The sequence below is a fragment of the Pseudomonas sivasensis genome (genome assembly GCF_021391435.1).
Classification (GTDB): domain Bacteria; phylum Pseudomonadota; class Gammaproteobacteria; order Pseudomonadales; family Pseudomonadaceae; genus Aquipseudomonas; species Aquipseudomonas sivasensis.
In genome coordinates this window covers 1,998,454-2,019,906 of record NZ_CP090029.1, presented here as the reverse complement: position 1 = coordinate 2,019,906, position 21,453 = coordinate 1,998,454, and the positions used below count along the sequence as shown (strand labels likewise).

Sequence of the window (21,453 nt, the reverse complement as noted above, 5' to 3'; positions counted from 1 at the left end):
TTCTACCGGTCATACGTCATCAATGCGTCGACCTTGTAATGACGGCACCAAGTAAACCGGCACCGTAGACAGCTGCAGCACCCGTGCCGCGGTACGCCCAAGCGGCGCTGTCGTGCCGGTTGCATGGCTGTGGCTACCGACGATCAACAGGTCGACGGACAGCTTGCGAAGTTGGTCGAGAATCACCTCGCACGGGTCCCCCTGAATCACACGTACCGAGCGGATCAACTTCAAGTCCTGCTCACCCTCCCCCAACTCCTCGCGGAAACTGTCGAGCACCCGCTGCTCGATGGTCGCCATCACCGTGCTAAGCCCTTGAGTCTGCCATTCACTCAACGCAGCTTCATCAAGGTAGCTCTGCAGCACCGATTCGGCGAACAGCCCAATAGGCTCGACCGCGTGAATCACATACAGGTCAGCCTTGAACGTTCGCGCCAGCGCCAGTGCATGCTGCATCACATAGGGCGCGTACAGACCGAGGTCCGTGGCGTACAGCATCGAACGAATCATAAAACCTCCTGGACTGCCAGGGTGGAGGAGATTGAATGAGCTTAGCAGCGGCCCTAACTCTCGGCCTGAATCCTCACCTCATTACTGATGCCATGGGGCACGTGCCCCGTGGCCACCACCTCCCTGGCTTTCTCGCAATGACCGGCTTGGTCATCGAAAAATACATCAGCGGCAAACGCTTCCAGGAACGCGGACTTCTCCAGACCGCCAAGAAACAAGGATTCGTCCAAGCGAATATCCCACTCACGCAACGTGCGAATCACCCGCTCGTGAGACGGCGCCGAACGGGCGGTTACCAAAGCTGTGCGGATCGGACAGGCCTCTTCAGGAAACTCACGCTGCAATACGTTCAGCGCGGCCAGAAACCCCTTGAACGGACCGCCGTGCAAGGGCTGGCGCGCCGATTCGCGCTCGCTGGCCTGGAACGCGGCTAACCCGCCGGCCTGGTACACGCGCTCCGACTCATCGGAAAACAACACCGCGTCGCCGTCAAAGGCGATGTGCAGTTCCTCGCTGGAAGCCCGTCTCGGGCCGCCCGACAAAATCGTCGCCGCTGCAAAGCCGGCATCAAGGGCACTGCGCACATCCTCAGCATGGGTCGAAAGAAACAGATGGCAACCAAAGGCGGCCAAATAAGGATAAGGGCTACGCCCTCCTACGAAAGCGGCGCGGGAAATATCCAGGCCGTAGTGCTGAATAGAGTTAAATACGCGCAGGCCAGTGTCGGCACTGTTGCGCGATACGAGCACCACTTCAACCCGGGCACGACCCAGGCTGGCGTTGAGGCTCAACAGCTTTTTGACCAACGGGAAGGCGTCGCCGGGCTCAAGGATTTCTTCCTCGTGTTCGATCTGGTATTTGCGGTAGGCCTCCACCCCTTGAGCGAGATAGACCTTGTGGCTGTCGCTCAGGTCGAACAAGGCCCGCGACGAAATCGCCAGCACCAGTTTGTCGCCCAATCCCTTCGCCATGCATTTACCCCCGAATCAGCGGTTATGCCGATCAATAAAACTCAAGGCCTGATACAGCGCCTGCATACGCGGTAATTCGCAGCCCGCGGCTTTGGCGGCTGCCAGAGGGCGAGCATAGATGGCCTCCAGCTCCAGCGGGCGCTTATGTACGTGGTCGTGGTACATGCTCGGCAAGTAATCGTCCATGGTTTCGGTCATGGCAAACATCTGCTCAGCGTAACTCTTGGGGATTTCCTGGCCACAGGCATGGGCACCCTGCACCACTTCAGCCATCAGCGCCTGGATCAGTTGGCGACTGGATTCGTCGGCCATCAGGGCCGTGGTGCCAGTCCCCAACACTACCGAAAGGCCGTTGTAAGGCACGTTCCACACCAGCTTGTGCCAGCGCGCCTGATGCACATTGGCCATGGCCTGGGACTCGATACCAGCCTTATGAAACAACGCGGCGCCTGCCTCGACAATTGCTTTCTGACGAACCTCATCGTTAGCAGCAGAACCGCTGTGATAGCCCAGATTGACCCGGCCCAAGGCTTGATGCTCAACCACACCCGGACCAGAACGGTGCACGCCGATATAGCACAGGCCGCCGAGCAGATGCAGCGACAGCGGCAGGTGTTCTCGCAGGCTGTCTTCTACATCCAGGCCGTTTTGAAGCAGCACCACTTTGGCATCCGGCGCCGCGATTTGGGCAATGGTCGGCGCCAACTCAACATTGCCAGTGGACTTGGTGCCCACCAGCAACCAGTCACACGGCGGCATATCGGCGGCGCGCGCGTAGGCCTGAACCGGGTACAGGTGCAACTTGCCGTGCACCGTGCTGTTGATGTGCAAGCCGTGCTCGCTGACCGCGGCATATTCGCTGCGCAGCAGAAAGTGCACATCGAACCCGGCGCGCGCCAGCATCACACCGTAGAATCCCCCGATGGCACCGGTTCCGATAATGCCAACGCGTGGCGACTGTACTGTCATGGCAAATCCTCTGGAGTACGGATCAACGCTTGATTGATCGCGTCGGCAAGGTCGGCAGATGTAAGACGTGTCTGTAATTGTCCGAGGAATTGACCCTCGCACACGACGAACAACGCGGGCAAATCAAAGATCTGATAGCGTTCAACCGCGCCACCGTTGTGCCCGGCATCCACCCAGCACACACGGTCCACCGGCAAGTGCCACCCGGGCAGTTGCTGGCGCGCCCAACGGCAGCTGGAGCATCCTACGCTGGTGAACACCACGAGCGAAATCCCTGGCAATCCCAGCAATTGCTGGTCAATATCCAGGTCGGTCAATTCCAGTTCCTTCACTATACTGCTGCCACCGCCGTCTACAGGACGGTGCTCGGAGTCCGTGTACATGGGTCGTTTTTTACCTCACCCTGATGATGTCGCTGTCGAGTTAATCCAACGCCCCTCTCCCGCCATACCCCGCCAACGCCTGCTCTCTAACGGCCTGGGTGGCATTGCCTGCAATTGGCCGCGCGCCTGGCGCCAGGGCACGGCCGTTGACTTGCACATTCCATCCCTGGGTGCCACCGCCCGCTACCCAGGCTACGTGGCGTGGTGTCGCAAGGTGGAAAACGGCTACCGCGTCGGCATTTCGTTTACCGATGAACATGCGTTGTTCGGTGCGCGCATGGGCGAACAAGCATGCCGGATAGAGCGCTACTGCCGCCAGCACGAAGATGCTGAGCCTAGCCCTGCGAAAGTCGAAGCCCTGGCCCGCGAGTGGGTGGCGCGACACGCCAGTGACTTCTCCCATGAGGCGTTTGTGCGGCCAGCAGGGGATTAAAGGGGGCTTTGCCCATTGTCGCGGGCCCGTGTTACGCGCTAAGGTTCCTCCCCCCTGCATCCAAATCATGCTGTGCTCCGCCGCACGGGGATAGCTGGCGGCCGGCACCCGTGACCCTGACGAGTAACACGATGGCTGATTTACCGATCAATGACCTAAACGTCGAATCCAACGAGACGCTGATCACGCCCGATCAGCTCAAGCGCGAAATCCCCCTGAGCGACGCTGCCCTGCAGACCGTCACCAAGGGCCGCGAAGTCATCCGTGAGATTCTCGACGGCACCGACCACCGCCTCTTTGTGGTAATCGGCCCATGCTCGATCCATGACCTCAAGGCCGCACACGAATATGCTGAGCGCCTCAAGGTACTGGCGGCAGAAGTGTCCGACACCTTGTACTTGGTGATGCGCGTCTATTTCGAAAAGCCGCGTACCACCGTCGGCTGGAAAGGCTTGATCAACGACCCGTACCTGGACGACTCGTTCAAGATCCAGGACGGTTTGCACATTGGTCGTCAGTTGCTGCTGGACCTGGCCGAAATGGGCCTGCCCACTGCCACCGAAGCGCTTGACCCGATCTCCCCGCAATACCTGCAGGACCTGATCAGCTGGTCGGCCATCGGCGCGCGTACCACCGAGTCCCAGACCCACCGTGAAATGGCGTCCGGTCTGTCATCGGCCGTGGGCTTCAAGAACGGCACCGACGGCGGCCTGACTGTGGCGATTAACGCGCTGCAATCAGTTTCCAGCCCCCACCGTTTCCTGGGTATCAATCAGGAAGGCGGCGTCTCCATCGTCACCACCAAGGGCAATGCCTACGGTCACGTGGTACTGCGCGGCGGCAACGGCAAGCCCAACTATGATTCAGTCAGCGTTGCGTTGTGCGAGCAAGCGTTGAACAAGGCCAAGATCAAGCCAAACATTATGGTCGATTGCAGCCACGCCAACTCCAACAAGGATCCGGCCCTACAGCCGTTGGTGATGGAAAACGTTGCCAACCAGATCCTCGAAGGCAATCAGTCGATCATCGGCCTGATGGTCGAGAGCCATTTGAACTGGGGATGCCAGGCGATTCCAAAAGACCTGGCCGACTTGCAGTACGGCGTGTCGATCACCGATGCCTGCATCGACTGGGCCGCCACCGAAAACACCCTGCGCAGCATGCACGCCAAGCTCAAGGACGTATTGCCGACACGCAAACGCACCTGAACCGCAACTGCACACACAAAAACGCCGGGCTAAGCCCGGCGTTTTTTTATTGTATGCTGATCACTCAGAGCTTCGCGGAATGACGCTGGTGGCGCTCCATGTAGCGTTCGACATAGGAGCAGGAAGGGATCACCGTGTAGCCAGCCTCTTCGGCAAACTTTAAGGCCTCTTCGGTCAACGCCGCCGCAATGCCACGGCCCCGCAGTGCGTTGGGCACGAAGGTCCGATAGATATCCAGGGTCTGTTTCCCGAGGTCCATATAGGTCAGATAGGCACGATGACCGTCCACATTGGTCTCGAACTGATGACCAGCCTGGTCATGGTGGATGGACAACGCCTCGCTCATCACTACTCCTCGCGGGTCTTGAATTCTGACCCCTACCTTACCGATGTTTTTCCGGCGAAGGAACATCTACGCCACCCCGTGCCGGTTTCGACAACGAGAAAACCTTGAGCGCTAACAACCAGCACGTAGGGAATAGTAGGCACCAATCCTGAAATTGCTCAAGGCGCACTCGTCATCCCCTGCTGCTGGTGGATATAGAAGGGGCCTCGACCAAACACTGGTCGAAAGCCTGAACATTGCCGGCAGTTGAACCTTGAGACGAACAGGCGCTCTTAAAGTCACCTCTACATGCGTAAAAGATGCCCGGCCAAGCAACGCCAAACGCAACGTAAGTGTCGGCCCGAATATATAAATTTTCATCTATATACAAAGCTTAACGCATGCAGGCCGGCCCTTTCAGCCTGGATCCAATCTTCACCCGTATGAAAAAAATTGGACGGTTTTTATACAAACCTCCAAAAGATTAGCCAAAATAGATTAGGTGCGAGAATTTTTTTTGCTTCTTGCGCTACGTCAGTTTACTTACTACAAGTAATGGGTAGTATGTACGCCGGCTATTAGCTCACTCTGAGAAAGTAGCCATTTAATAGAAAGTCCTTGAAGGGGAACACGATGAACAACGTTCTGAAATTCTCTGCTCTGGCTCTGGCCGCAGTTCTGGCTACCGGTTGCAGCAGCGTCTCCAAAGAAACCGAAGCTCGTCTGACTGCAACTGAAGACGCAGCAGCTCGCTCCCAGGCCCGTGCAGACGAAGCCTACCGTAAAGCTGATGAAGCTCTGGCTGCTGCTCAAAAAGCACAACAGACTGCTGACGAAGCTAACGAGCGCGCTCTGCGTATGCTTGAAAAAGCTAGCCGCAAGTAATAATCCTTCGGGATTGTTATCAAGCCGATCCATTTATGGATCGGCTTTTTTATTGTCTGCGATTAGCACCTGAACGCAGGCAATAAAAAGCCCGCCGCAGCGCAAGGCTGTGGGCGGGCTTTTGATCGAGCAGAGTTACTGCTGAAGATCGATCAGCGAGCTGGACGCTATAGGCGCCCCACCTGGCACGCCGATTTCAGTCGGCAAACCATCTTCCGCGGCCACCACATCACGCACCTGATCCCAATTGACCCGCAGGTTATTGGCCAAGTCTTCACGCTTGAGCAAAGCGTTGATCACCGCCGTGTGCTTGTCGACCACCGATGGCGTTCCATCATCATTCAAAGGCGTATGCGCTTCCAGATAGACCTTGCCGCCGCTGCTGCCGAACTTGTAGGCATCGTTGATGATGCGCACCGACGTACCTACCGTCACCATGCCCGCCATCTCCAGCACATTATTGTTGAACATGCGGAAACAGCCATGACTGGTACGTGTGCCAATACCGAACTTCATGTTGGAGCCGTGGATCAGGTAACCCGGTGTGCCCAGGGTGAACTTGAACGGGCCCAGCGGATTATCTGGGCCAGCAGGCACCACGTTAGGCAAAGGATCACCGTTGGCGGCGTGTTCGGCCTTGATCGAAGCCGGCGGCGTCCATGTCGGGTTCGGCGTCTTGGCGATAATACTGGTATGGGCAATGGGCGAGCCCCAGCCCTCACGACCAATCCCCAACGGGAAGGTGTAGACCACGTTCTGGCCCTTGGGGAAATAATAGAGCCGGTATTCCGCCAGGTTGATCACGATGCCCTCGCGAGGCCCCGGCGGCAGGATAAAACGCGTCGGCAGCACGATCTCGGTGCCCGCTCCCGGCAACCAGGCATCAACACCTGGGTTGGCCGCGACCATTTCCGAATAGCCCAGGTCGTAAGTGGTGCCCAGGTCGGCAAAGGTGTCTTCGTACTTGGCCTTGATCACCTGGACCTGGCCGACGATGTCTTCACCCGGAGGTGGCAAGGGCAACTGCAAAGCAGATGCAGAACCCGCCGCACAGAGTGCAGCGAGAGACAGGCAGCAGGTGACGACGGAAAGGCGCGACAACATCCGGAAAATCCTTCGCAGAACGACGTGTAGGTAAAAATCGATTGTATACGTGATGTGAGCTTCTAGCTGCAAGCGTGTCGCGGCCGCTAGAGTTCGAAACGCAGCTCAGGCCAGATCGGCGGTGTGCCGCGCTTTTGGGACTCCAAGATGGCCCGGCACAAGGGGCAAAGGCGCTGGTCCTGGAAAATCGAGCGATCAACCCGCGACCAACGTGGCTGCGCTGGCAGTAACGTGCCGCACAGCGTGCGATCAATGGAGCCGCCCAGTTCCAATTGACGCGCCACTAAATGCACCCGCACTTCCTGGCAGGCGAAGAGATCCAACTGCTCGTCCGGCTCGATCAGTTGGTAGTTAAACAGTGACCAGGCAGGACGCGACATCGGGGGCTCCAGATCGGGGGGGCGCCACCTTAGCCGAAAGCCTGCCAGTAGAAAAGCGTCATAGCAGCGGTTTTAGCGTAGGCCAGACATTTTCCAGCAACTTGCCCTGAGCAGCGACAGCCGGGTGCAGCCCGTCAGCCTGCATCAATTGCGAATTGCCGCCGATTCCTTCAAGGAAAAACGGTACCAACGGCACCTTTTTCTGCTGGGCGACATCGGCAAATACTTTGGCGAAGGCGTCGACATAACGCTTCCCATAGTTAGGTGGAATCTGCATGCCCAGCAACAGCACCTTCGCGCCGCTGTCCTGGGACTTCTGAATCATCGACGCAAGATTTTGTTGCAATTGCGTAGGGGGCATACCGCGCAGGCCGTCATTGCCACCCAGTTCGATAATCACTACCTCAGGCTTATGCTCTGCAAGGGCCGCCGGCAGCCGCGCGAGACCTCCAGCACTGGTATCACCACTGATGGAGGCGTTGACCACTTTATCGTCGAAACCTTCCTTCTTGAGCCGTTGCTCCAACAAGGCAACCCACCCTTTGCGTGTATCCAGGCCGAAACCGGCACTGATACTATCGCCAACGATCAGGACTGTACCCGCCGCTGCGTTCTGGGCCATGCACATCAAGGCCAGGCCAGCACTCAAAAACCACATTCGCATCGGATTCTCCATGGGCGCAAGCATTCTCACCGCGCGGAACCTTAGCAAAGTGGTTCCCAGCGCGGAAGGTGAACTGACTATCCTGCACGAACTGAGCCTCGAACTGAACAAGGGCGATAGCCTGGCTATCGTCGGCAGCTCCGGCTCCGGTAAATCCACCCTCCTCGGCCTGCTGGCCGGACTCGACCTGCCCAGCAGCGGCGAAGTCACCCTCGCCGGACAAGCCCTCAGCCGCCTCGACGAAGACCAGCGCGCACGCATCCGCGCCGAACACGTAGGCTTTGTGTTCCAGTCGTTCCAACTGCTCGACAGCCTCAACGCGCTGGAGAACGTCATGCTGCCGCTGGAGCTGGATGGCCGCAAAGACGCCCGTGAGCGCGCCAAACACCTGCTGGAACGCGTGGGCCTCGGCCAGCGCCTCACACACTCGCCACGCCAACTTTCCGGTGGCGAGCAGCAGCGTGTAGCCATTGCTCGCGCCTTTGCCGCCGAACCGGACGTGCTGTTTGCCGATGAACCCACCGGCAACCTCGACAGCCACACCGGCGAGCGCATCAGCGACCTGCTGTTCGAGCTCAATAAAGAGAGCGGCACGACCCTGGTGCTGGTCACCCACGACGAGCGCCTGGCCCACCGTTGCCGACGCCTGATCCGCCTTGAAGCCGGCCTGATGGTCGCGCCCCTGGAGCCTTGATGGCACGTTTGCCGCTGTTGCGCCTGTTCAGCCTTGCCATGCGTCAATTGCTTCGCGATGCCCGCGCTGGCGAATTGCGCGTGTTGTTCTTTGCCCTGCTGGTGGCCGTGGCCGCCAGCACTGCTATCGGTTACTTCGGTGCACGTCTCAACGGAGCCATGATGTTGCGCGCCACCGAGTTCCTAGGCGCCGACCTGGTACTTGAAGGAAGCTCACCAGCCCGTTCCGAGCAAATCCGCTCCGGGACCGAACTGGGTCTGGATCACGCGCGAGTCGTGGAGTTCTCCAGTGTTATCGCCACAGATAACGGTATCCAGCTTTCCAGTATCAAGGCGGTCAACGAGCAATATCCGCTGCGAGGCGAACTGAAGAGCGCTGCTGCGCCCTTTGGCGATGAAACCCCTGGCGGCGGCCCCAAACCCGGCGAAGCCTGGGTGGAGGCGCGGCTGCTGACGGCACTGGACCTCAAAATCGGCGACAGCGTCGATGTCGGCATGAAAACCCTGCGTCTGGCCCGCGTACTCACCTACGAACCAGATCGCGCCGGCAACTTCTACAGCCTCACGCCAAGGGTGATGATCAACCTGGCAGACCTGGACGCCACCGGCGTGGTCCAACCCGGCAGCCGCGTCAGCTACCGCGAATTATGGCGCGGGCCGCCGGAAAGCACGGTGCTGCAAACCTATCGCGACCTGCTCAAGCCGGGGCTGGCCGCCAACCAGCGACTGCAGGACTCACGCGACGGCAATCAACAGATTGGCGGCGCCTTGGGCAAAGCCGAGCGCTACCTGAACATGGCCAGCCTGGTGGCCGTGCTGCTGGCCGGCGTGGCCGTGGCTTTGTCGGCCAACCGCTTTGCCACCCGACGCTTCGACGCCAGTGCATTGCTGCGCTGCCTGGGACTGTCACGACGCGAAGCCATGTTGCTGTTCAGCCTGCAACTGACCGTACTGGGTTTGCTCGCAAGCCTGGCCGGCGCCCTGCTCGGTTGGCTGGCACAGTTCGGCCTGTTCTATTTCCTACACGACCTGCTGCCCGCGGATGTTCCCCCCGGGGGACTGTTGCCGGCCGTTGCCGGGATCGGCACCGGGCTGGTGGCTCTCGCCGGTTTCGCCCTGCCGCCGTTGGCAGCACTCGGTCGGGTACCGCCGTTGCGGGTGTTGCGCCGCGACCTGCTGCCAATTCCGTCCAGCACCTGGATGGTTTACGGCGCTGCGCTGTTCGCACTGGGCCTGATCATGTGGCGCCTGAGCCTGGATCTGGTGCTGACCTTCGCCTTGCTGGGCGGTGGCGTGGTGGCTGCGCTGGTCCTCGGCGGCTTGCTTTTGCTGCTGTTGCAAAGCCTGCGGCGCCTGCTGGCTCGCGCCTCCCTGCCCTGGCGCCTGGGCTTGGGCCAACTGCTGCGCCACCCATTGGCGGCGGCGGGCCAGTCACTGGCGTTTGGCTTGATCTTATTGTCCATGGGTTTGATCGCCCTGCTGCGCGGCGAATTGCTGGACACTTGGCAAAACCAGTTGCCCAAGGACGCGCCTAACTACTTTGCGCTGAACATCCTGCCGGCCGACAAGGACGCCTTTAGCGCCCGCCTGCTGGAAGTGCAGGCGCAATCAGCGCCGCTGTACCCCGTGGTGCCGGGCCGGTTGATTAGCATTAATGGCGACCCGGTACAGGACATAGTCAGCAAGGACTCCAGCGGCGACCGCGCAGTACAACGCGACCTGAGCCTGACCTGGGCCGCCGACCTGCCACCGGGCAATACGCTGACTGCAGGCTCATGGTGGTCGCAACGACCCACCGAGGATATTCCTGGCGTCTCGGTAGAAGCCAAAGTTGCTGAAAGCCTCAAGCTCAAGTTGAACGATCACCTGGTGTTCACCATTGCCGGGGAAAATCGTGAAGCGCGGGTCACCAGCCTGCGAACCATCAACTGGGATAACTTCCAGCCGAACTTCTTCATGATTTTTCAGCCCGGCACGTTGAAGGACCTGCCGGCCACCTACCTGACCAGCTTCTACCTGGCGCCAGGGCATGACCAACAAATCGTCGATCTGTCGCGAGCCTTTCCGGCGGTTACGATCCTCCAGGTTGAGGCCCTGCTGGAGCAATTGCGCAGCATCCTCGCCCAAGTGACCCTGGCGGTGGAATACGTGCTGTTGTTTGTACTGGCTGCCGGGATGGCCGTGTTGTTCTCCGGTTTACAGGCCACGCTGGACGAGCGCATCCGCCAAGGCGCACTGCTACGAGCGCTGGGAGCGGAACGCAAGTTGCTGGTCAAGGCACGGCGTATCGAGTTTGGCTTACTGGGCGCCGTCAGCGGTTTGTTGGCGGCATTGGGTACCGAACTGGTGACCTGGGTGCTGTACCGTTATGCCTTTGACCTGGTCTGGCACCCGCACCCATGGCTGTTGCTGCTGCCGATCATCGGCGCCGTACTGATCGGTGCCGCAGGAGTATTCGGCACACGCCGCGCGTTGAATGCCAGCCCACTGACGGTATTGCGCGAAGGCTGAAACGCCGATGGCCCGCATTCTTCAAAGACTGCGGGCCATCATTGCCTATTTCACATATTCGATCCCGGTGATCCACCAGCACACTTCGCCACCGGGAGTCTGCACGATGGCCTCATCGTCGACCTCCTTGCGCAACAAGGCACGAGCCATTGGTGAGTCGATAGAAATGTAATCCATCCGGTCATAAATCTCGTCATAGCCGACTATGCGAAAACGCTTGGTCTCTCCCTGCTCGTTTTCAATATCGACCCAAGCACCAAAAAAAACCCTACCTTCCTGCTCGGGCATGTACTCCACCACGCGCATGTCTTCCAGACGCTTGCGCAGGTAACGCACCCGTCGGTCGATTTCTCGCAGCAGCTTCTTGTTGTACTGGTAGTCGGCATTCTCACTGCGATCCCCCAGTGAGGCGGCCCACGTCACCTTGCGCGTGGTATCTGGACGTTTTTCGCGCCACAGATAATCCAGCTCTTTCTTCAGCGCCTCATGACCTTCTTTGGTAATCAGCTTGGTACTCAAACGCATGCATCCCCAGGCAATGTCCATAGATGCCGATAGGCCAGGCAATAACTCCCTGACGTCGGTTCGCTGGGGTTGATGATAAATGAACCCGGGAAAGTAGCCAGGGCAGTCTAACCATCCAGGGTCTGATCCAGCTCAAGCAGCACACCGCGCAAACTCTGGCGTAAATCCGACACTTGCGAAGTCATCACTTTCAGGGCTTCGGTCCGCTGACTGACGGCCAACGATTGGTCATGCAACTGAGTGGTGCGCTGTTCCAATTCGCGGGTCCTTTCATCCAATTGACTCTGCTCTTGCTGCAATCGGGCCTGCCATTGATCAAGGGCTGTTTCGCGTTCCATTGCAGCGAGTTTTTGTTGGGTGAGTTCCTGAGCGACACGAGCAAGGTTGGTCAGCGTACTGTCCACTTCGAACAGGTTGCAGCGGTCTGCTGGCGCCAGTTGCTTTGGCTGCGCCGGAGCGTCTGGCTCATTCATTACGGCTGGTGCAGTCCGCAACACGGTCACCGGTTCATTGATTGGCATCTGCCTTGGCTCTTCTGGCGTCTGTTCATTTACGGGCAACTGGGCAGGCTCGGTTGGGTCCGCGTCCCTGGGAGGCGCACTCATTTTCGACGAGAAGCGAATGGAAGGCACAATCAATGAAGCGCTTTCGATGGGTGGCATCACCGGAGCAGACATTCCCAGGGTGATCACCTTCATCACCAGGGCCTTCTTGATGGTCACCGAATGATGCTCTTCAGGCCTCGCAGGGGGCAGTTTGCACCCTTTCAAATCGAGAAAATGATAAGAAACTTGAGTGTCGGTAACACTGCCGGTCTTAATACCCGACGCCGATGTAAGAATCTGCTTAAAAACTTGCATTGCCACCTGTAAGTCTTCCTTGGACTCTACCCCATCCAGAAAATACCGATCGAGTTTTTTGCGCAGGGTTGCGATATAGACCCTTGAACTCGCCGGCTCCACCTCTTCATCCAAGCTATAAACAAGAAAGTTTGAGGCAATCTGACCAACAGCAAATCCACAGAGCAACGCCCCGTTGACCGGCGTATCTTGGCCATCGCGTTCAAGAACAAGAGTACGTAGAAGCATCATGATAATCAGGTCTCATTAGACATTCGGAAAATCTCTACAACTCCCAGACAAACACTAGGCAGTTAGAGATTACAAACACAAAACAATTGTTCCAGCGACCTGCCTAGCGTGCACGTAGGACTTTTCCTATTAATGCTTATCGGAGTTCCCAAAAACCACTATTGCTCGTATTCTTTTTCAACATCTTCGCCCTGCGCGCACCAGACTAAATGATCAAAATAACCAACCTGATAAAACATCTAAACAAGAAAACAATAATCAACGATTTTTCATTTAGCGCCTGCAAACATGAATGCCTGGGACTATTCGGAGAAAATCCTACAGTTAAAACAGCACTTCTCGATTTAATCTCAGGCTCGACACTCCCCTTCAGCGGACATATCAACATCCAAGGTATCGATACAACCACCCAATCGCATAAAGTAAAAAAGATAGTCGGCTACCAAATTAACAAGTGTGTCAGTCACCCGACGATGCTGGTTAAAGAGTTCCTTGACTACATCGCAGCCATCCGCGGACTTCGCGGCACCGAAAAGCGCGCAAAGGTTGAACAGGCTGCTGCACGATTGGAATTGTCATCGGTGCTCAACGCGCCCCTTGATGTGCTGTCGATCGGCCTTAAGCGCAAAGTCGCCATCGCCCAAGCCATCTTGCACACCCCTACGCTGCTGTTACTCGATGAGCCAACTGAAGGGCTCACACCTGATCAAAAACACAAATTCAGGGCGCTTATCCAGTCGTTGACACAAGACATGACAGTGATCGTCGCCTCCCGCCACTGCGATGAATTGTCCGAGTTCTGTACTCGCGCACTGGTTATCGCAGGCAATCGCCTGGTGGCCGACACCCCAATGCCCGATTTGCAACGCAACTCCCGTCATTTTCAGGCGGTCACCCTCGCCGCAGACGCTCCGTTGGACTTGTTGGCTCTGGCCGTACTGCCAGGTGTGGCAGGGATCGAAGAGCATCGGCATGCACCCGGTACGGTGACCGTCCTGGCCATGCCAGGACACACCATCTACCCCCACATCAATGCACTCATTGCCCATCGCCGATGGAAAATCAACTCACTGAACCTAGAGCCCGGTCGACTGAGCGATGTGGTTCATCATCTGAGCCGTGAGGCCCGTCTTTGAAACTGCTGCCAGTCATTTTCAAGCGTCAACTTCTCCACTACGCCTGCACACCCGGCACTTATCTGAGCGTTGCCATTTTTTCAGTGCTTTACGTGGCACTCGGGTTGCACATGAGTCCGTGGCCTGAACACGACATTAATACCTTGCAGGTTTTTTTCCAGTTGCACCCTTGGCTATATCTATTATTGATTCCTTCACTCGCAACGCAACTTTGGTCGGACGAATCCAATGCAGGCTTTCTCGACCTGATGAAAACAGTGCCCGTCACGACGCACGAATGGGTTGTTGGAAAATTTCTAGCAGCCTGGGCCGTGGTGGGCATGGCCCTGATGTTGGCGTTCCCCCTCGTCATCATTGCCAACTACATGGGTAATGCAGACAACAATATTATTGCCTCGCAATTTATGTCTAGCTGGCTGCTGGCAGGCAGTTATTTATCTGTCGGATTGTTTATTTTCACACTGCTGCCTCAGCGCACTGTCCTTTTCATACTGACAGTAGGCTTGCTGCTCACCTCCAGCGCTCTTTCTTATTTGCTTGATGCACTAGAGCATCAGGCGCCCATCTGGGTAATAGACAGCCTGGCCTCCCTAAGCCCTTTTTCAAGGTTCAGCGCTATTGACAACGGAAAGTTTATGCTTCGCGACATCCTTTACTTCATTAGTATAATAGTCGCCTTCCTCACAGCCACGACAGTAACCCTCAATTACCGACATCGCTGAGAAGGAAAGCCCTCCATGCAACCTACTCTGCGCACAGGCATTACACTCACTGTCATATTGTTATTATTTCTAGCGTTCAACTTAGTTTGGATAGCGAAAATTCCTGATATTCGATGGGATCTTTCGCGACATAAGGTCCACACCCTCTCCCCACCCGCTAGACAATTACTTTCGTCGCTTGAGTCGCCACTGGACTTGTATTATTTCAATACCAATAACGACCCGAAACGAAGCTTCGCCCTAAAGCGCCACGGCAAGCACATAGAAGACCGGTTGCGGGAATACGAAAAAGCAGCGAAGGGTATGATCAATCTGCACCTTATTGATCCCGGATCTTTTTCAGAAGACGCCTACAAAGCCAGGCTTTTCGGTCTCGACGACCAGGCGGGATTTCTGGGGCTAATCGGCACCCGAGCCGGCCACGGAGCGCAACGTATTGAATCATTCAGCCTGGACCGGGAGCCATTGCTCGAATATGAAATCAGCCATCTGATCTATAAGTTGCAGTACCCAGACCGCCCGGTTATCGGACTATTGTCTGGTTTAGCGATGGGAGACTATGCAGGCCAGTTGGTGACGGAAATGCAGCGTCATTTCAACCTGGTCAATCTGGAGGCGACCACCGAGCGCATACCGGAACACGTCAAAACGCTTATGGTCGTGCGTCCTGAAGCGCTGCCCGAACAATCGTTGTATGGGATTGAACAATTTGTGTTGAGGGGCGGTAAATTGATGATGTTTATCGACCCCATGCCTGAGCAAAGTTCGAACATCACGTCCGCCAATACCCGTCTGACAGAGGTGCTTTCCGCTTGGGGCGTAGAGATGCCAGCAGACAAGTTTCTAATCGACCACCGCTACGCGGAATCGGCGGCACCTGAGCTGGGTAAGCTCCCAGTGCAGTATCCGGGCAGATTGAAGCTGCCTCGGCAGGCAATGAACACGCACGACATCAGCACTTGGAAACTTAATACTGTGACGGTCTCGAGCAGTGGTGCGCTTTTTCATCGCAAAAAAAGCGGCACCACCCTCACCCCGCTTCTGCAAAGTTCCGGGCAATCCAGGTTGCTGGAAACCAACCGATTTACCTCAGCACATGAGATCGACTCAACGGCCGATAACGCATCCACTCGGGCGCAACACCATGTGATTGCAGCTCGTATAGAGGGGCCAGCCTACTCAGCATTCCCCGATGGCATTAAGGAGCAGCCCGCAGGTTTGCAAAAAGCGGCACAGATCCATGTGGTGGTGGTGGCCGACACTGATTTGCTCACGGATCACATCAATAGCTCAGCGCCTGACAGCAACGCAGTCTTTATCTTAAATACGCTGGATAACCTCTCCGCAAGCGATTCACTGGCCAATATCCGCCCGCGCGCACCGATGGACAGATCGAAGAACATAATGGAGCGGATACGCGACAACGCCGAACAAGCCTACGAGCAGAAGGCGACTGAATTGGAACGGCGTCTGTTACGAACGGAACAGGAATGGCAAATGCTGAACCCACCGGCTGCCCCCCTCGGCTCCCAAGCAGTGGACACCACCCCCCAATTGGTGGCGCTCAACAAGGAGCGCCTGCGCTTACCCATGGAATTACACGCTTTGAGGGCTCAGACGCACGCTGAGGTGCATCGCCTGGAGCTCGCGATAAAGCTGTTCGTGACCTTGGCAATCCCGGGCGTGCTCTGTCTAGTCGCTTGGGTGGTTTTTGCAAGGAATAAACGGCGCCGATTACAGGCGAGTGTCGGACTCTCCTGAGCCCTCAACGCCTGGCAATCAGCCCCTGCCGGGCAATACGTGTGAGTTGACGAATCACTTCAGCCGCGTCGCTGGCACTGGGCGCCTGGATAACTGCCAGGTCGAAGCTGTTACTCGCAAAACGGGCCAGGGAACCGCCATCTTCGACAAACTGGATCAGGAAAGCCGAAGGCCGCCCGGTGCGACGTGGCCAGCCGTCCAGGTAACGCAACAGCGTGGGCTGGTGCTTACCGCCCAAGAGGATTTTCGGATTGCGTTGAGTAAGGTCCGCAGTGATCGGAGCCAGGCGTATCAGGGGGCGTAGTGCATTCATAGTGTCGTGTCTCTGCCTCAAAAGTCTGCGGGCAGGTGAGAGGCAACACCGAACCAGCGCTTTAGCGGTATTTCGAAGCTGTTTCCTCAGGGGAGAACAGGCTTCTGTCGGGCTGCATCGAGTCCCAGTGGCGCCCCGCAATTAGCTGTTTAAATCGGCGCATGGGCAGCATCCTAGAGAAGCCGGATGGCCGATGTCAAGAATCCCGAGCAACGAAAAGGCCCGCACATGGCGGGCCTCTTCAGGTGTTGTAGAGGGGTCAGTTGGCTATTGCACGGTCGGCAGACAGTTTGCCGGCACCTTCCAGCAGCACTGCCGCGGACCCGCCCAACAAGGCTAATGCGAACTCGTAACCGTTGTTGGCCATGAACAGACCGTTATGGATATGCACCGAGAAGATCGCCACCACCGACAGAATGGTCAGGCCCAACGCAGCAGGGCGTACCAGCAGACCGATGATCAGGGCCAGGCCGGCGAAAAACTCGGTTCCGCCCGACAGCAGCGCCATCAGGGTACCCGGCGCCAGGCCGATGCTTTCCATCCATTGGGCAGTGCCCGCCAAGCCGTAGCCGCCAAACCAACCGAAGAGTTTTTGCGAACCGTGGGCGGCGAAGATGATGCCAACAACAATGCGCAGGATGGTCAGACCGTAGCCGGCACGAGTGGACAGTAGGCTTTTGATCATTGGGCTCATGGAGTAAATCCTTTTCGAAGTAGGGGTTGGTTGGCCGCTATATTAATCAGTTTAAACAATGATAAAAGCCGAAAAAATGCCTGATTAATATCGATAAAATCGATTACTTCCGTGAGGCAATTTTCGGTGCTGGCGGCTCCAGGGACTCACGCTCCCGATCGAACGCCAAGAAGTACTTGTTGACGCTATTAACATAGCTGACGCCGCCCATTCCCACCTGTTCCATGGCAATGCGCTCCACCTGGAAGAACCATTGGTTGGGGTTCAATCCCCGGCGCCGGGCCTCGGTGCGCATACCCTGCACGCGCTCCGGGCCCATGTTGTAGGCCGCGAGTACAAAAGCCATGCGTTCACGCTCGTTGAGCTTGGGGCTGGCGAAGAACTTGCGACGGATCAACGCCAGATAACGCGCGCCCGCCTGCACATTACTGTCGAGACTTTCGATATTGTTGACGCCCACCCGCTGGGCCGCTGAGGGTGTGATCTGCATCAAGCCGGTAGGACCACCGCTGTTGCGCGCGCCAGGATCGAAGGCGGATTCCTTGAAAGCCAGCGCTGCAAGGTTAAGCCAGTCCATGCCCTGCTCGCGGGCATGTTTTTGCAGCACTGGCCGCAGCTTTTCCAGGCGCTGGCGGTCGGCGCGGGCCAGTGGGTTGCGCACCTGGTAGAGGCGTCGATAAATACGTTGAAACGCCACGTCCTGGTCGGAAGGCGTGCGATAGGTCTTGAGAAATCGATCAATACTTGCACGCAGCATCGAAGCGTCCTGGCGAACAAACCAGTATTCATCGCCGGGTTCGCTGATGACGACTTGTTTGTCGAAGCGCAACTTGGGCAGGATCTTCGACCAGCGTTCGGCAATCGGTTTCTCGACAATGGTGAGATGGAAAATCCCCGCCTGCACCATTTCCAGAACGTCCTCCACTGCCAGGGTCGGGTCCACCCATTCCACCTTCACCGGTGGCTGCTTGTGCAGGGCCAGCTTCTGATTGACCTGGCTGATGGCATCCGCTGCCGCACTGCCAGTGGTCAGCGCCAGCGTTCGTCCTGACAGTTGCTCCAACTTGGTAAAACGCCGCTCTCCCTTCACCCCCACCAGCCACAACGGTACCGCGCTGGCAATCGGGCTACTGGTGCTGATCTTGTGAGCAGCCTTCACATCAAGCAACTCCCCAGGAGCAACCAGATCGCCTTCACCACGGGCCAGCGCGCCGAGCAATTGATCCTTGGCCTTGGGGATTATCTTGAGGTTTATTTCCTGGCCATCACGGGCGTGACCGTTGAGGTACTGCTCGAAGGCGCGTAGGCGGTGGTATTCAACACCGATGGCCTGGCCCTGCACCTCGCCGGAACTGTTGCGACTTTGGTTGACCAATACCCGAAGGGTGCGACTTGAACGAATCTCCGCCAAGTCACGGACCTTGCCAGGCTTGGTCACTTCCAGCGGCCCGTCCAGACGCGCAACCGCCGCCAAAGGCAACAGTAACGCCAGGCACAACATAAGCAACGCCGAGGGTCGGATCATCCGCTCTCCGGAAAGAATACTGGCCAACGCGCTCGCGAAAAACGACGCGGTGGAGGTCAGAAACAGAGCGCTTTATGCGCAGGCTTTGCGTGCAACGGTGGCACAGTGCAGGACGTTCAGCCAAACACGATGTCACTTGCGACGTTCAAAGACAGCTATAACTCATTGTAGTTCTTCGTTTTTCTTATAAATCTACAGCTCTGATATGCTTTCCGGCCGCAGGCGGAGATAGCACCATGCAACTCATTGATATCGGCGTCAACCTGACCAACCCCAGTTTCGACGACAAGCACCAGGCCGTTCTCGACCGCGCCTACGCCGCCGGCGTGCAGCAATTGGTACTTACCGGCACCAGCGTCGACGGCAGCGAACAGGCTCTGGAACTGTGCGTCAACCTCGACGAAAGCGGCCAACGCCTGTTCAGCACCGCAGGCATCCACCCCCACTCCGCCAGCGACTGGAACGGCGACAGCGCCCAGCGTTTGCGCGGTTTACTCAGCGAAAGCCGCGTACGTGCCGTGGGCGAATGCGGCCTGGATTTCAACCGGGATTTCTCACCGCGCCCGCAACAGGAAAAAGTCCTGGAAGAACACCTGGCCCTGGCCGTCGAGCTAAAGCTCCCGGTATTTCTCCATGAGCGTGACGCTAACCAACGCCTGCTGGAGATCCTCAAGGACTACCGCGACCACCTCACCGCCGCCGTAGTGCATTGCTTCACCGGCGAACAGGCGGCGCTGTTCAGCTACCTCGACCTCGATCTGCACATTGGCATCACCGGCTGGATATGCGACGAGCGCCGTGGGACGCACCTGCACCCACTCGTCAAAGAAATTCCCCGGGGCCGCCTGATGCTGGAAAGCGATGCGCCTTACCTGCTGCCGCGCACCTTGCGTCCCAAGCCGAAAAACGGTCGTAACGAACCGGCTTATCTGACGGAAGTACTGCGCGAAGTCGCCCTGCACCGCAACGAAAGCGCGCAAGACTTGGCCGACCACAGCACTGCCTGTTCACGCGCTTTTTTTGGGTTGCCGACCTTGGATTGATGCGGCGCATTGACCCATGTCAAAACCGGTTTTCTGAGTAGCGGCACAATAATGGCACCTTGCCAATGCTGTTTCCGCTATCAGAGAAAACCTTCCATGGGTGCCTGGCTTAGCAATATCTCGCTGAAGTACAAATTCTGGGCCGTCAACGCGGTCGCCTTCATCACCACCCTGCTGCTGGTGCTGTACGCCGTGCAGCTCGAACAACAAGCGCGCAGCACAGCCTCCCAGGTTTCGGCGCAGGCCCAGGGCCGATTGCTGGGGGCCTGGCCAACCAACCAGCCGCTCCCCAAGGACGCGCATTGGCTGACGTTTGCCCGAGGCCAAGTCCCACAGTTGGGCGATTTGGATCTGTCAGCCCTGAGCACCACCACCGGCTGGGTCGAACTCAATCACATGCCGCTGTTTGGCGAAAATCCATTGATAGGCGCTGAAGTCATTGCCCGCCCGGATGGGCAATACATTGGCGTACTTGCCTACGCGCCAAGCTTGAGCCAGGTCTTCAGTGACCGCTTCGCTAATTACGCTGTGGCTGTCGCAATCCTGATGCTTGTGATGCTTGGCGCTTCGCAACTGCTGATCCGCTTCCTGCTCAGTCAGCTCAACACGCTCAAGGATGTCATGCTGCACGTGGAGAAAACCGGCGACCTGTCGGCCCGCGTCCCCCTGGCCTGCAAGGATGAAGTCGGCCAGATGGCCAGCGCGTTCAATGCCATGCAGGCTGGCTACCAGCGCGTGGTCAGCACCGTGGCGCGCACCGCTCGGCAACTGGACGAAGGCGCTGCACGTCTGGCCAGCAGCATGAATGAGGTGCAGCACGGCATGCTCGGCCAGCAAAGCGAAACGGACCAGGCCGCCACGGCCATCAACGAGATGACCGCCACCGTCTACCACATCGCCCAACATGCTGGCGCCACGCGAGATTTGTCCCAATCCGCCGACACCCTCGCCGGTAGCGGCCAGGAAGTGGTGACTCGGGTAAGACACTCGATTGCCGGACTCTCCAGCGGCGTGCAACAAACTGCCGTAATGATCCAGAAGCTTGCTGAAGACAGCCAGAAAATCAACGGTGTGGTCAGCGTGATTCACAGCATCGCCGAACAGACCAACCTGCTCGCCCTCAACGCCGCCATTGAAGCCGCACGCGCTGGAGAAATGGGCCGTGGCTTCGCAGTGGTCGCCGACGAAGTGCGCAATCTGGCCAAGCGCGTGCAAAGCTCCACCGACGAGATCACCCGTATGGTTTCGGCGCTGCAAGCCGGTACCCGCGACGCGGTGGACTTTATGCAGGAAAGCTCGTTCAAGGCCGACGACTGCGTGCAACAAGCCCAGGAAGCCGGTGCCGCACTCGCCGAAATCACCGGTGCCGTGGCGCAGATGCGTGAAAGCAACACTCAAATCGCCGTTGCCGCCGAACAGCAAAGCCATGTGGCCGAAGAGATGAACCGCGCAGTGGTCAGTATCCGCGATGTGACCGAGAACACCGTGCAACAAACCGTGGATTCGGCAACGACCAGCAATGAACTGGCGACGTTGGCAGGGGAGTTGAGCAAGGCGATTGGGCAATTGAAACTGTAGGACTGGCTATGAGCCCCATAGCGAGCCCC

At 57.7% G+C, this 21,453-nt stretch carries 23 protein-coding genes; 10 read left to right on the top strand and 13 right to left on the bottom strand.

All coding sequences use genetic code 11. The annotated features are described in order from the left end of the window. Nucleotides 1-9: 9 nt before the first annotated feature. Genes LRO94_RS09115 through LRO94_RS09100 form a run of 4 tightly spaced genes read right to left on the bottom strand, consistent with a single transcriptional unit; the run spans nucleotide 10 to nucleotide 2,833 of the window. Nucleotides 10-510, bottom strand: coding sequence for a universal stress protein (locus LRO94_RS09115; protein WP_032889006.1), 501 nt, complete (start codon nucleotides 508-510; stop codon nucleotides 10-12). A 53-nt stretch (nucleotides 511-563) separates the two neighbouring features. Next, a complete protein-coding gene (locus LRO94_RS09110; protein ID WP_032889004.1) occupies nucleotides 564-1,481 on the bottom strand; it encodes a 5'-nucleotidase in 918 nt (305 codons plus the stop codon). Nucleotides 1,482-1,496: 15 nt separating this feature from the next. After that, complete coding sequence (locus tag LRO94_RS09105) at nucleotides 1,497-2,450, bottom strand: putative 2-dehydropantoate 2-reductase (RefSeq protein ID WP_032889002.1); 954 nt, start codon at nucleotides 2,448-2,450, stop codon at nucleotides 1,497-1,499. Continuing rightward, the gene (locus LRO94_RS09100) at nucleotides 2,447-2,833 is read right to left on the bottom strand and encodes a YbbN family protein (protein WP_179179329.1); all 387 of its coding nucleotides are present in this window, start codon (nucleotides 2,831-2,833) and stop codon (nucleotides 2,447-2,449) included. Before LRO94_RS09100 ends, LRO94_RS09105 begins: the two co-directional genes overlap by 4 nt. Here LRO94_RS09100 and LRO94_RS09095 point away from each other — a divergent pair. Together LRO94_RS09095 and LRO94_RS09090 are read left to right on the top strand one after the other, a co-directional pair. Continuing rightward, nucleotides 2,832-3,266, top strand: a complete 435-nt coding sequence (locus LRO94_RS09095) for a pilus assembly protein PilZ (protein WP_032888998.1) — start codon at nucleotides 2,832-2,834, stop codon at nucleotides 3,264-3,266. The two genes, LRO94_RS09100 and LRO94_RS09095, sit on opposite strands and share 2 nt — an antisense overlap. Nucleotides 3,267-3,397: 131 nt before the next feature. Continuing rightward, nucleotides 3,398-4,474, top strand: a complete 1,077-nt coding sequence (locus tag LRO94_RS09090) for a 3-deoxy-7-phosphoheptulonate synthase (RefSeq protein ID WP_032888996.1) — start codon at nucleotides 3,398-3,400, stop codon at nucleotides 4,472-4,474. 64 nt (nucleotides 4,475-4,538) lie between these two features. Here the strand turns inward: LRO94_RS09090 and LRO94_RS09085 are convergent, their stop codons facing one another. Continuing rightward, entirely contained in the window at nucleotides 4,539-4,820 is a 282-nt protein-coding gene (locus LRO94_RS09085; protein WP_179179330.1) for a GNAT family N-acetyltransferase, read from the bottom strand. Between the two features lie 612 nt (nucleotides 4,821-5,432). Here LRO94_RS09085 and oprI point away from each other — a divergent pair. After that, entirely contained in the window at nucleotides 5,433-5,684 is a 252-nt protein-coding gene (gene oprI / locus LRO94_RS09080; RefSeq protein ID WP_003172710.1) for an outer membrane lipoprotei OprI, read from the top strand. 135 nt (nucleotides 5,685-5,819) lie between these two features. Here the strand turns inward: oprI and LRO94_RS09075 are convergent, their stop codons facing one another. From LRO94_RS09075 to LRO94_RS09065, 3 genes are all read right to left on the bottom strand, one after another. Then, nucleotides 5,820-6,788 (bottom strand): L,D-transpeptidase family protein, encoded by a 969-nt coding sequence (locus LRO94_RS09075; RefSeq protein ID WP_179179331.1) that lies wholly within the window; start codon nucleotides 6,786-6,788, stop codon nucleotides 5,820-5,822. Nucleotides 6,789-6,874: 86 nt separating this feature from the next. Then, complete coding sequence (locus LRO94_RS09070; RefSeq protein WP_010211879.1) at nucleotides 6,875-7,168, bottom strand: hypothetical protein; 294 nt, start codon at nucleotides 7,166-7,168, stop codon at nucleotides 6,875-6,877. Between the two features lie 58 nt (nucleotides 7,169-7,226). Next, the gene (locus LRO94_RS09065) at nucleotides 7,227-7,832 is read right to left on the bottom strand and encodes an arylesterase (RefSeq protein ID WP_032888992.1); all 606 of its coding nucleotides are present in this window, start codon (nucleotides 7,830-7,832) and stop codon (nucleotides 7,227-7,229) included. Nucleotides 7,833-7,842: 10 nt separating this feature from the next. Here LRO94_RS09065 and LRO94_RS09060 point away from each other — a divergent pair, with 10 nt between their 5' ends. Both LRO94_RS09060 and LRO94_RS09055 read left to right on the top strand, forming a co-directional pair. Next, nucleotides 7,843-8,526 (top strand): ABC transporter ATP-binding protein, encoded by a 684-nt coding sequence (locus LRO94_RS09060; RefSeq protein ID WP_032888990.1) that lies wholly within the window; start codon nucleotides 7,843-7,845, stop codon nucleotides 8,524-8,526. Beyond that, a complete protein-coding gene (locus tag LRO94_RS09055; protein WP_032888988.1) occupies nucleotides 8,526-11,036 on the top strand; it encodes an ABC transporter permease in 2,511 nt (836 codons plus the stop codon). Before LRO94_RS09060 ends, LRO94_RS09055 begins: the two co-directional genes overlap by 1 nt. Nucleotides 11,037-11,081: 45 nt before the next feature. On the opposite strand, the gene greB is transcribed toward LRO94_RS09055, so the two are convergent. Both greB and LRO94_RS09045 read right to left on the bottom strand, forming a co-directional pair. After that, nucleotides 11,082-11,555, bottom strand: coding sequence for a transcription elongation factor GreB (greB, locus tag LRO94_RS09050; RefSeq protein ID WP_048729176.1), 474 nt, complete (start codon nucleotides 11,553-11,555; stop codon nucleotides 11,082-11,084). 113 nt (nucleotides 11,556-11,668) lie between these two features. Continuing rightward, entirely contained in the window at nucleotides 11,669-12,652 is a 984-nt protein-coding gene (locus tag LRO94_RS09045) for a hypothetical protein (protein ID WP_179179332.1), read from the bottom strand. A gap of 209 nt (nucleotides 12,653-12,861) precedes the next feature. On the opposite strand from LRO94_RS09045, the gene LRO94_RS09040 reads away from it, so the two are divergent. Genes LRO94_RS09040 through LRO94_RS09030 form a run of 3 tightly spaced genes read left to right on the top strand, consistent with a single transcriptional unit; the run spans nucleotide 12,862 to nucleotide 16,271 of the window. Then, nucleotides 12,862-13,788 carry an ATP-binding cassette domain-containing protein gene (locus tag LRO94_RS09040; protein ID WP_179179333.1) on the top strand — a complete coding sequence of 309 codons (927 nt, stop codon included), beginning with the start codon at nucleotides 12,862-12,864 and terminating at the stop codon, nucleotides 13,786-13,788. Further along, nucleotides 13,785-14,510, top strand: a complete 726-nt coding sequence (locus tag LRO94_RS09035; RefSeq protein WP_179179334.1) for an ABC-2 transporter permease — start codon at nucleotides 13,785-13,787, stop codon at nucleotides 14,508-14,510. Before LRO94_RS09040 ends, LRO94_RS09035 begins: the two co-directional genes overlap by 4 nt. A gap of 15 nt (nucleotides 14,511-14,525) precedes the next feature. Further along, nucleotides 14,526-16,271 carry a Gldg family protein gene (locus tag LRO94_RS09030; RefSeq protein ID WP_179179335.1) on the top strand — a complete coding sequence of 582 codons (1,746 nt, stop codon included), beginning with the start codon at nucleotides 14,526-14,528 and terminating at the stop codon, nucleotides 16,269-16,271. 4 nt (nucleotides 16,272-16,275) lie between these two features. On the opposite strand, the gene LRO94_RS09025 is transcribed toward LRO94_RS09030, so the two are convergent. From LRO94_RS09025 to LRO94_RS09015, 3 genes are all read right to left on the bottom strand, one after another. Then, nucleotides 16,276-16,584: a hypothetical protein gene (locus LRO94_RS09025; protein ID WP_032888977.1), complete on the bottom strand. Its 309-nt coding sequence runs from the start codon at nucleotides 16,582-16,584 to the stop codon at nucleotides 16,276-16,278. A gap of 259 nt (nucleotides 16,585-16,843) precedes the next feature. Then, nucleotides 16,844-17,278, bottom strand: coding sequence for a DoxX family protein (locus tag LRO94_RS09020; protein WP_179179336.1), 435 nt, complete (start codon nucleotides 17,276-17,278; stop codon nucleotides 16,844-16,846). Nucleotides 17,279-17,381: 103 nt separating this feature from the next. Beyond that, complete coding sequence (locus tag LRO94_RS09015) at nucleotides 17,382-18,803, bottom strand: MltF family protein (RefSeq protein ID WP_032888973.1); 1,422 nt, start codon at nucleotides 18,801-18,803, stop codon at nucleotides 17,382-17,384. A gap of 236 nt (nucleotides 18,804-19,039) precedes the next feature. Between LRO94_RS09015 and LRO94_RS09010 the strand changes: the two genes are divergently transcribed. Both LRO94_RS09010 and LRO94_RS09005 read left to right on the top strand, forming a co-directional pair. Further along, complete coding sequence (locus LRO94_RS09010) at nucleotides 19,040-19,846, top strand: TatD family hydrolase (RefSeq protein ID WP_032888971.1); 807 nt, start codon at nucleotides 19,040-19,042, stop codon at nucleotides 19,844-19,846. A gap of 96 nt (nucleotides 19,847-19,942) precedes the next feature. Continuing rightward, nucleotides 19,943-21,424 (top strand): methyl-accepting chemotaxis protein, encoded by a 1,482-nt coding sequence (locus tag LRO94_RS09005; protein WP_099601452.1) that lies wholly within the window; start codon nucleotides 19,943-19,945, stop codon nucleotides 21,422-21,424. The last annotated feature ends 29 nt before the right edge of the window (nucleotides 21,425-21,453 follow it).

Coding starts and splice junctions, on each gene's coding strand:
- LRO94_RS09115 (WP_032889006.1), bottom strand. CDS start 510: ATGATTCGTTCGATGCTGTACGCCACGGACCTCGGTCTGTACGCGCCC.
- LRO94_RS09110 (WP_032889004.1), bottom strand. CDS start 1,481: ATGGCGAAGGGATTGGGCGACAAACTGGTGCTGGCGATTTCGTCGCGG.
- LRO94_RS09105 (WP_032889002.1), bottom strand. CDS start 2,450: ATGACAGTACAGTCGCCACGCGTTGGCATTATCGGAACCGGTGCCATC.
- LRO94_RS09095 (WP_032888998.1), top strand. CDS start 2,832: ATGGGTCGTTTTTTACCTCACCCTGATGATGTCGCTGTCGAGTTAATC.
- LRO94_RS09100 (WP_179179329.1), bottom strand. CDS start 2,833: ATGTACACGGACTCCGAGCACCGTCCTGTAGACGGCGGTGGCAGCAGT.
- LRO94_RS09090 (WP_032888996.1), top strand. CDS start 3,398: ATGGCTGATTTACCGATCAATGACCTAAACGTCGAATCCAACGAGACG.
- LRO94_RS09085 (WP_179179330.1), bottom strand. CDS start 4,820: ATGAGCGAGGCGTTGTCCATCCACCATGACCAGGCTGGTCATCAGTTC.
- oprI (WP_003172710.1), top strand. CDS start 5,433: ATGAACAACGTTCTGAAATTCTCTGCTCTGGCTCTGGCCGCAGTTCTG.
- LRO94_RS09075 (WP_179179331.1), bottom strand. CDS start 6,788: ATGTTGTCGCGCCTTTCCGTCGTCACCTGCTGCCTGTCTCTCGCTGCA.
- LRO94_RS09070 (WP_010211879.1), bottom strand. CDS start 7,168: ATGTCGCGTCCTGCCTGGTCACTGTTTAACTACCAACTGATCGAGCCG.
- LRO94_RS09065 (WP_032888992.1), bottom strand. CDS start 7,832: ATGCGAATGTGGTTTTTGAGTGCTGGCCTGGCCTTGATGTGCATGGCC.
- LRO94_RS09060 (WP_032888990.1), top strand. CDS start 7,843: ATGGGCGCAAGCATTCTCACCGCGCGGAACCTTAGCAAAGTGGTTCCC.
- LRO94_RS09055 (WP_032888988.1), top strand. CDS start 8,526: ATGGCACGTTTGCCGCTGTTGCGCCTGTTCAGCCTTGCCATGCGTCAA.
- LRO94_RS09045 (WP_179179332.1), bottom strand. CDS start 12,652: ATGATGCTTCTACGTACTCTTGTTCTTGAACGCGATGGCCAAGATACG.
- LRO94_RS09040 (WP_179179333.1), top strand. CDS start 12,862: ATGATCAAAATAACCAACCTGATAAAACATCTAAACAAGAAAACAATA.
- LRO94_RS09030 (WP_179179335.1), top strand. CDS start 14,526: ATGCAACCTACTCTGCGCACAGGCATTACACTCACTGTCATATTGTTA.
- LRO94_RS09025 (WP_032888977.1), bottom strand. CDS start 16,584: ATGAATGCACTACGCCCCCTGATACGCCTGGCTCCGATCACTGCGGAC.
- LRO94_RS09020 (WP_179179336.1), bottom strand. CDS start 17,278: ATGAGCCCAATGATCAAAAGCCTACTGTCCACTCGTGCCGGCTACGGT.
- LRO94_RS09015 (WP_032888973.1), bottom strand. CDS start 18,803: ATGATCCGACCCTCGGCGTTGCTTATGTTGTGCCTGGCGTTACTGTTG.
- LRO94_RS09010 (WP_032888971.1), top strand. CDS start 19,040: ATGCAACTCATTGATATCGGCGTCAACCTGACCAACCCCAGTTTCGAC.
- LRO94_RS09005 (WP_099601452.1), top strand. CDS start 19,943: ATGGGTGCCTGGCTTAGCAATATCTCGCTGAAGTACAAATTCTGGGCC.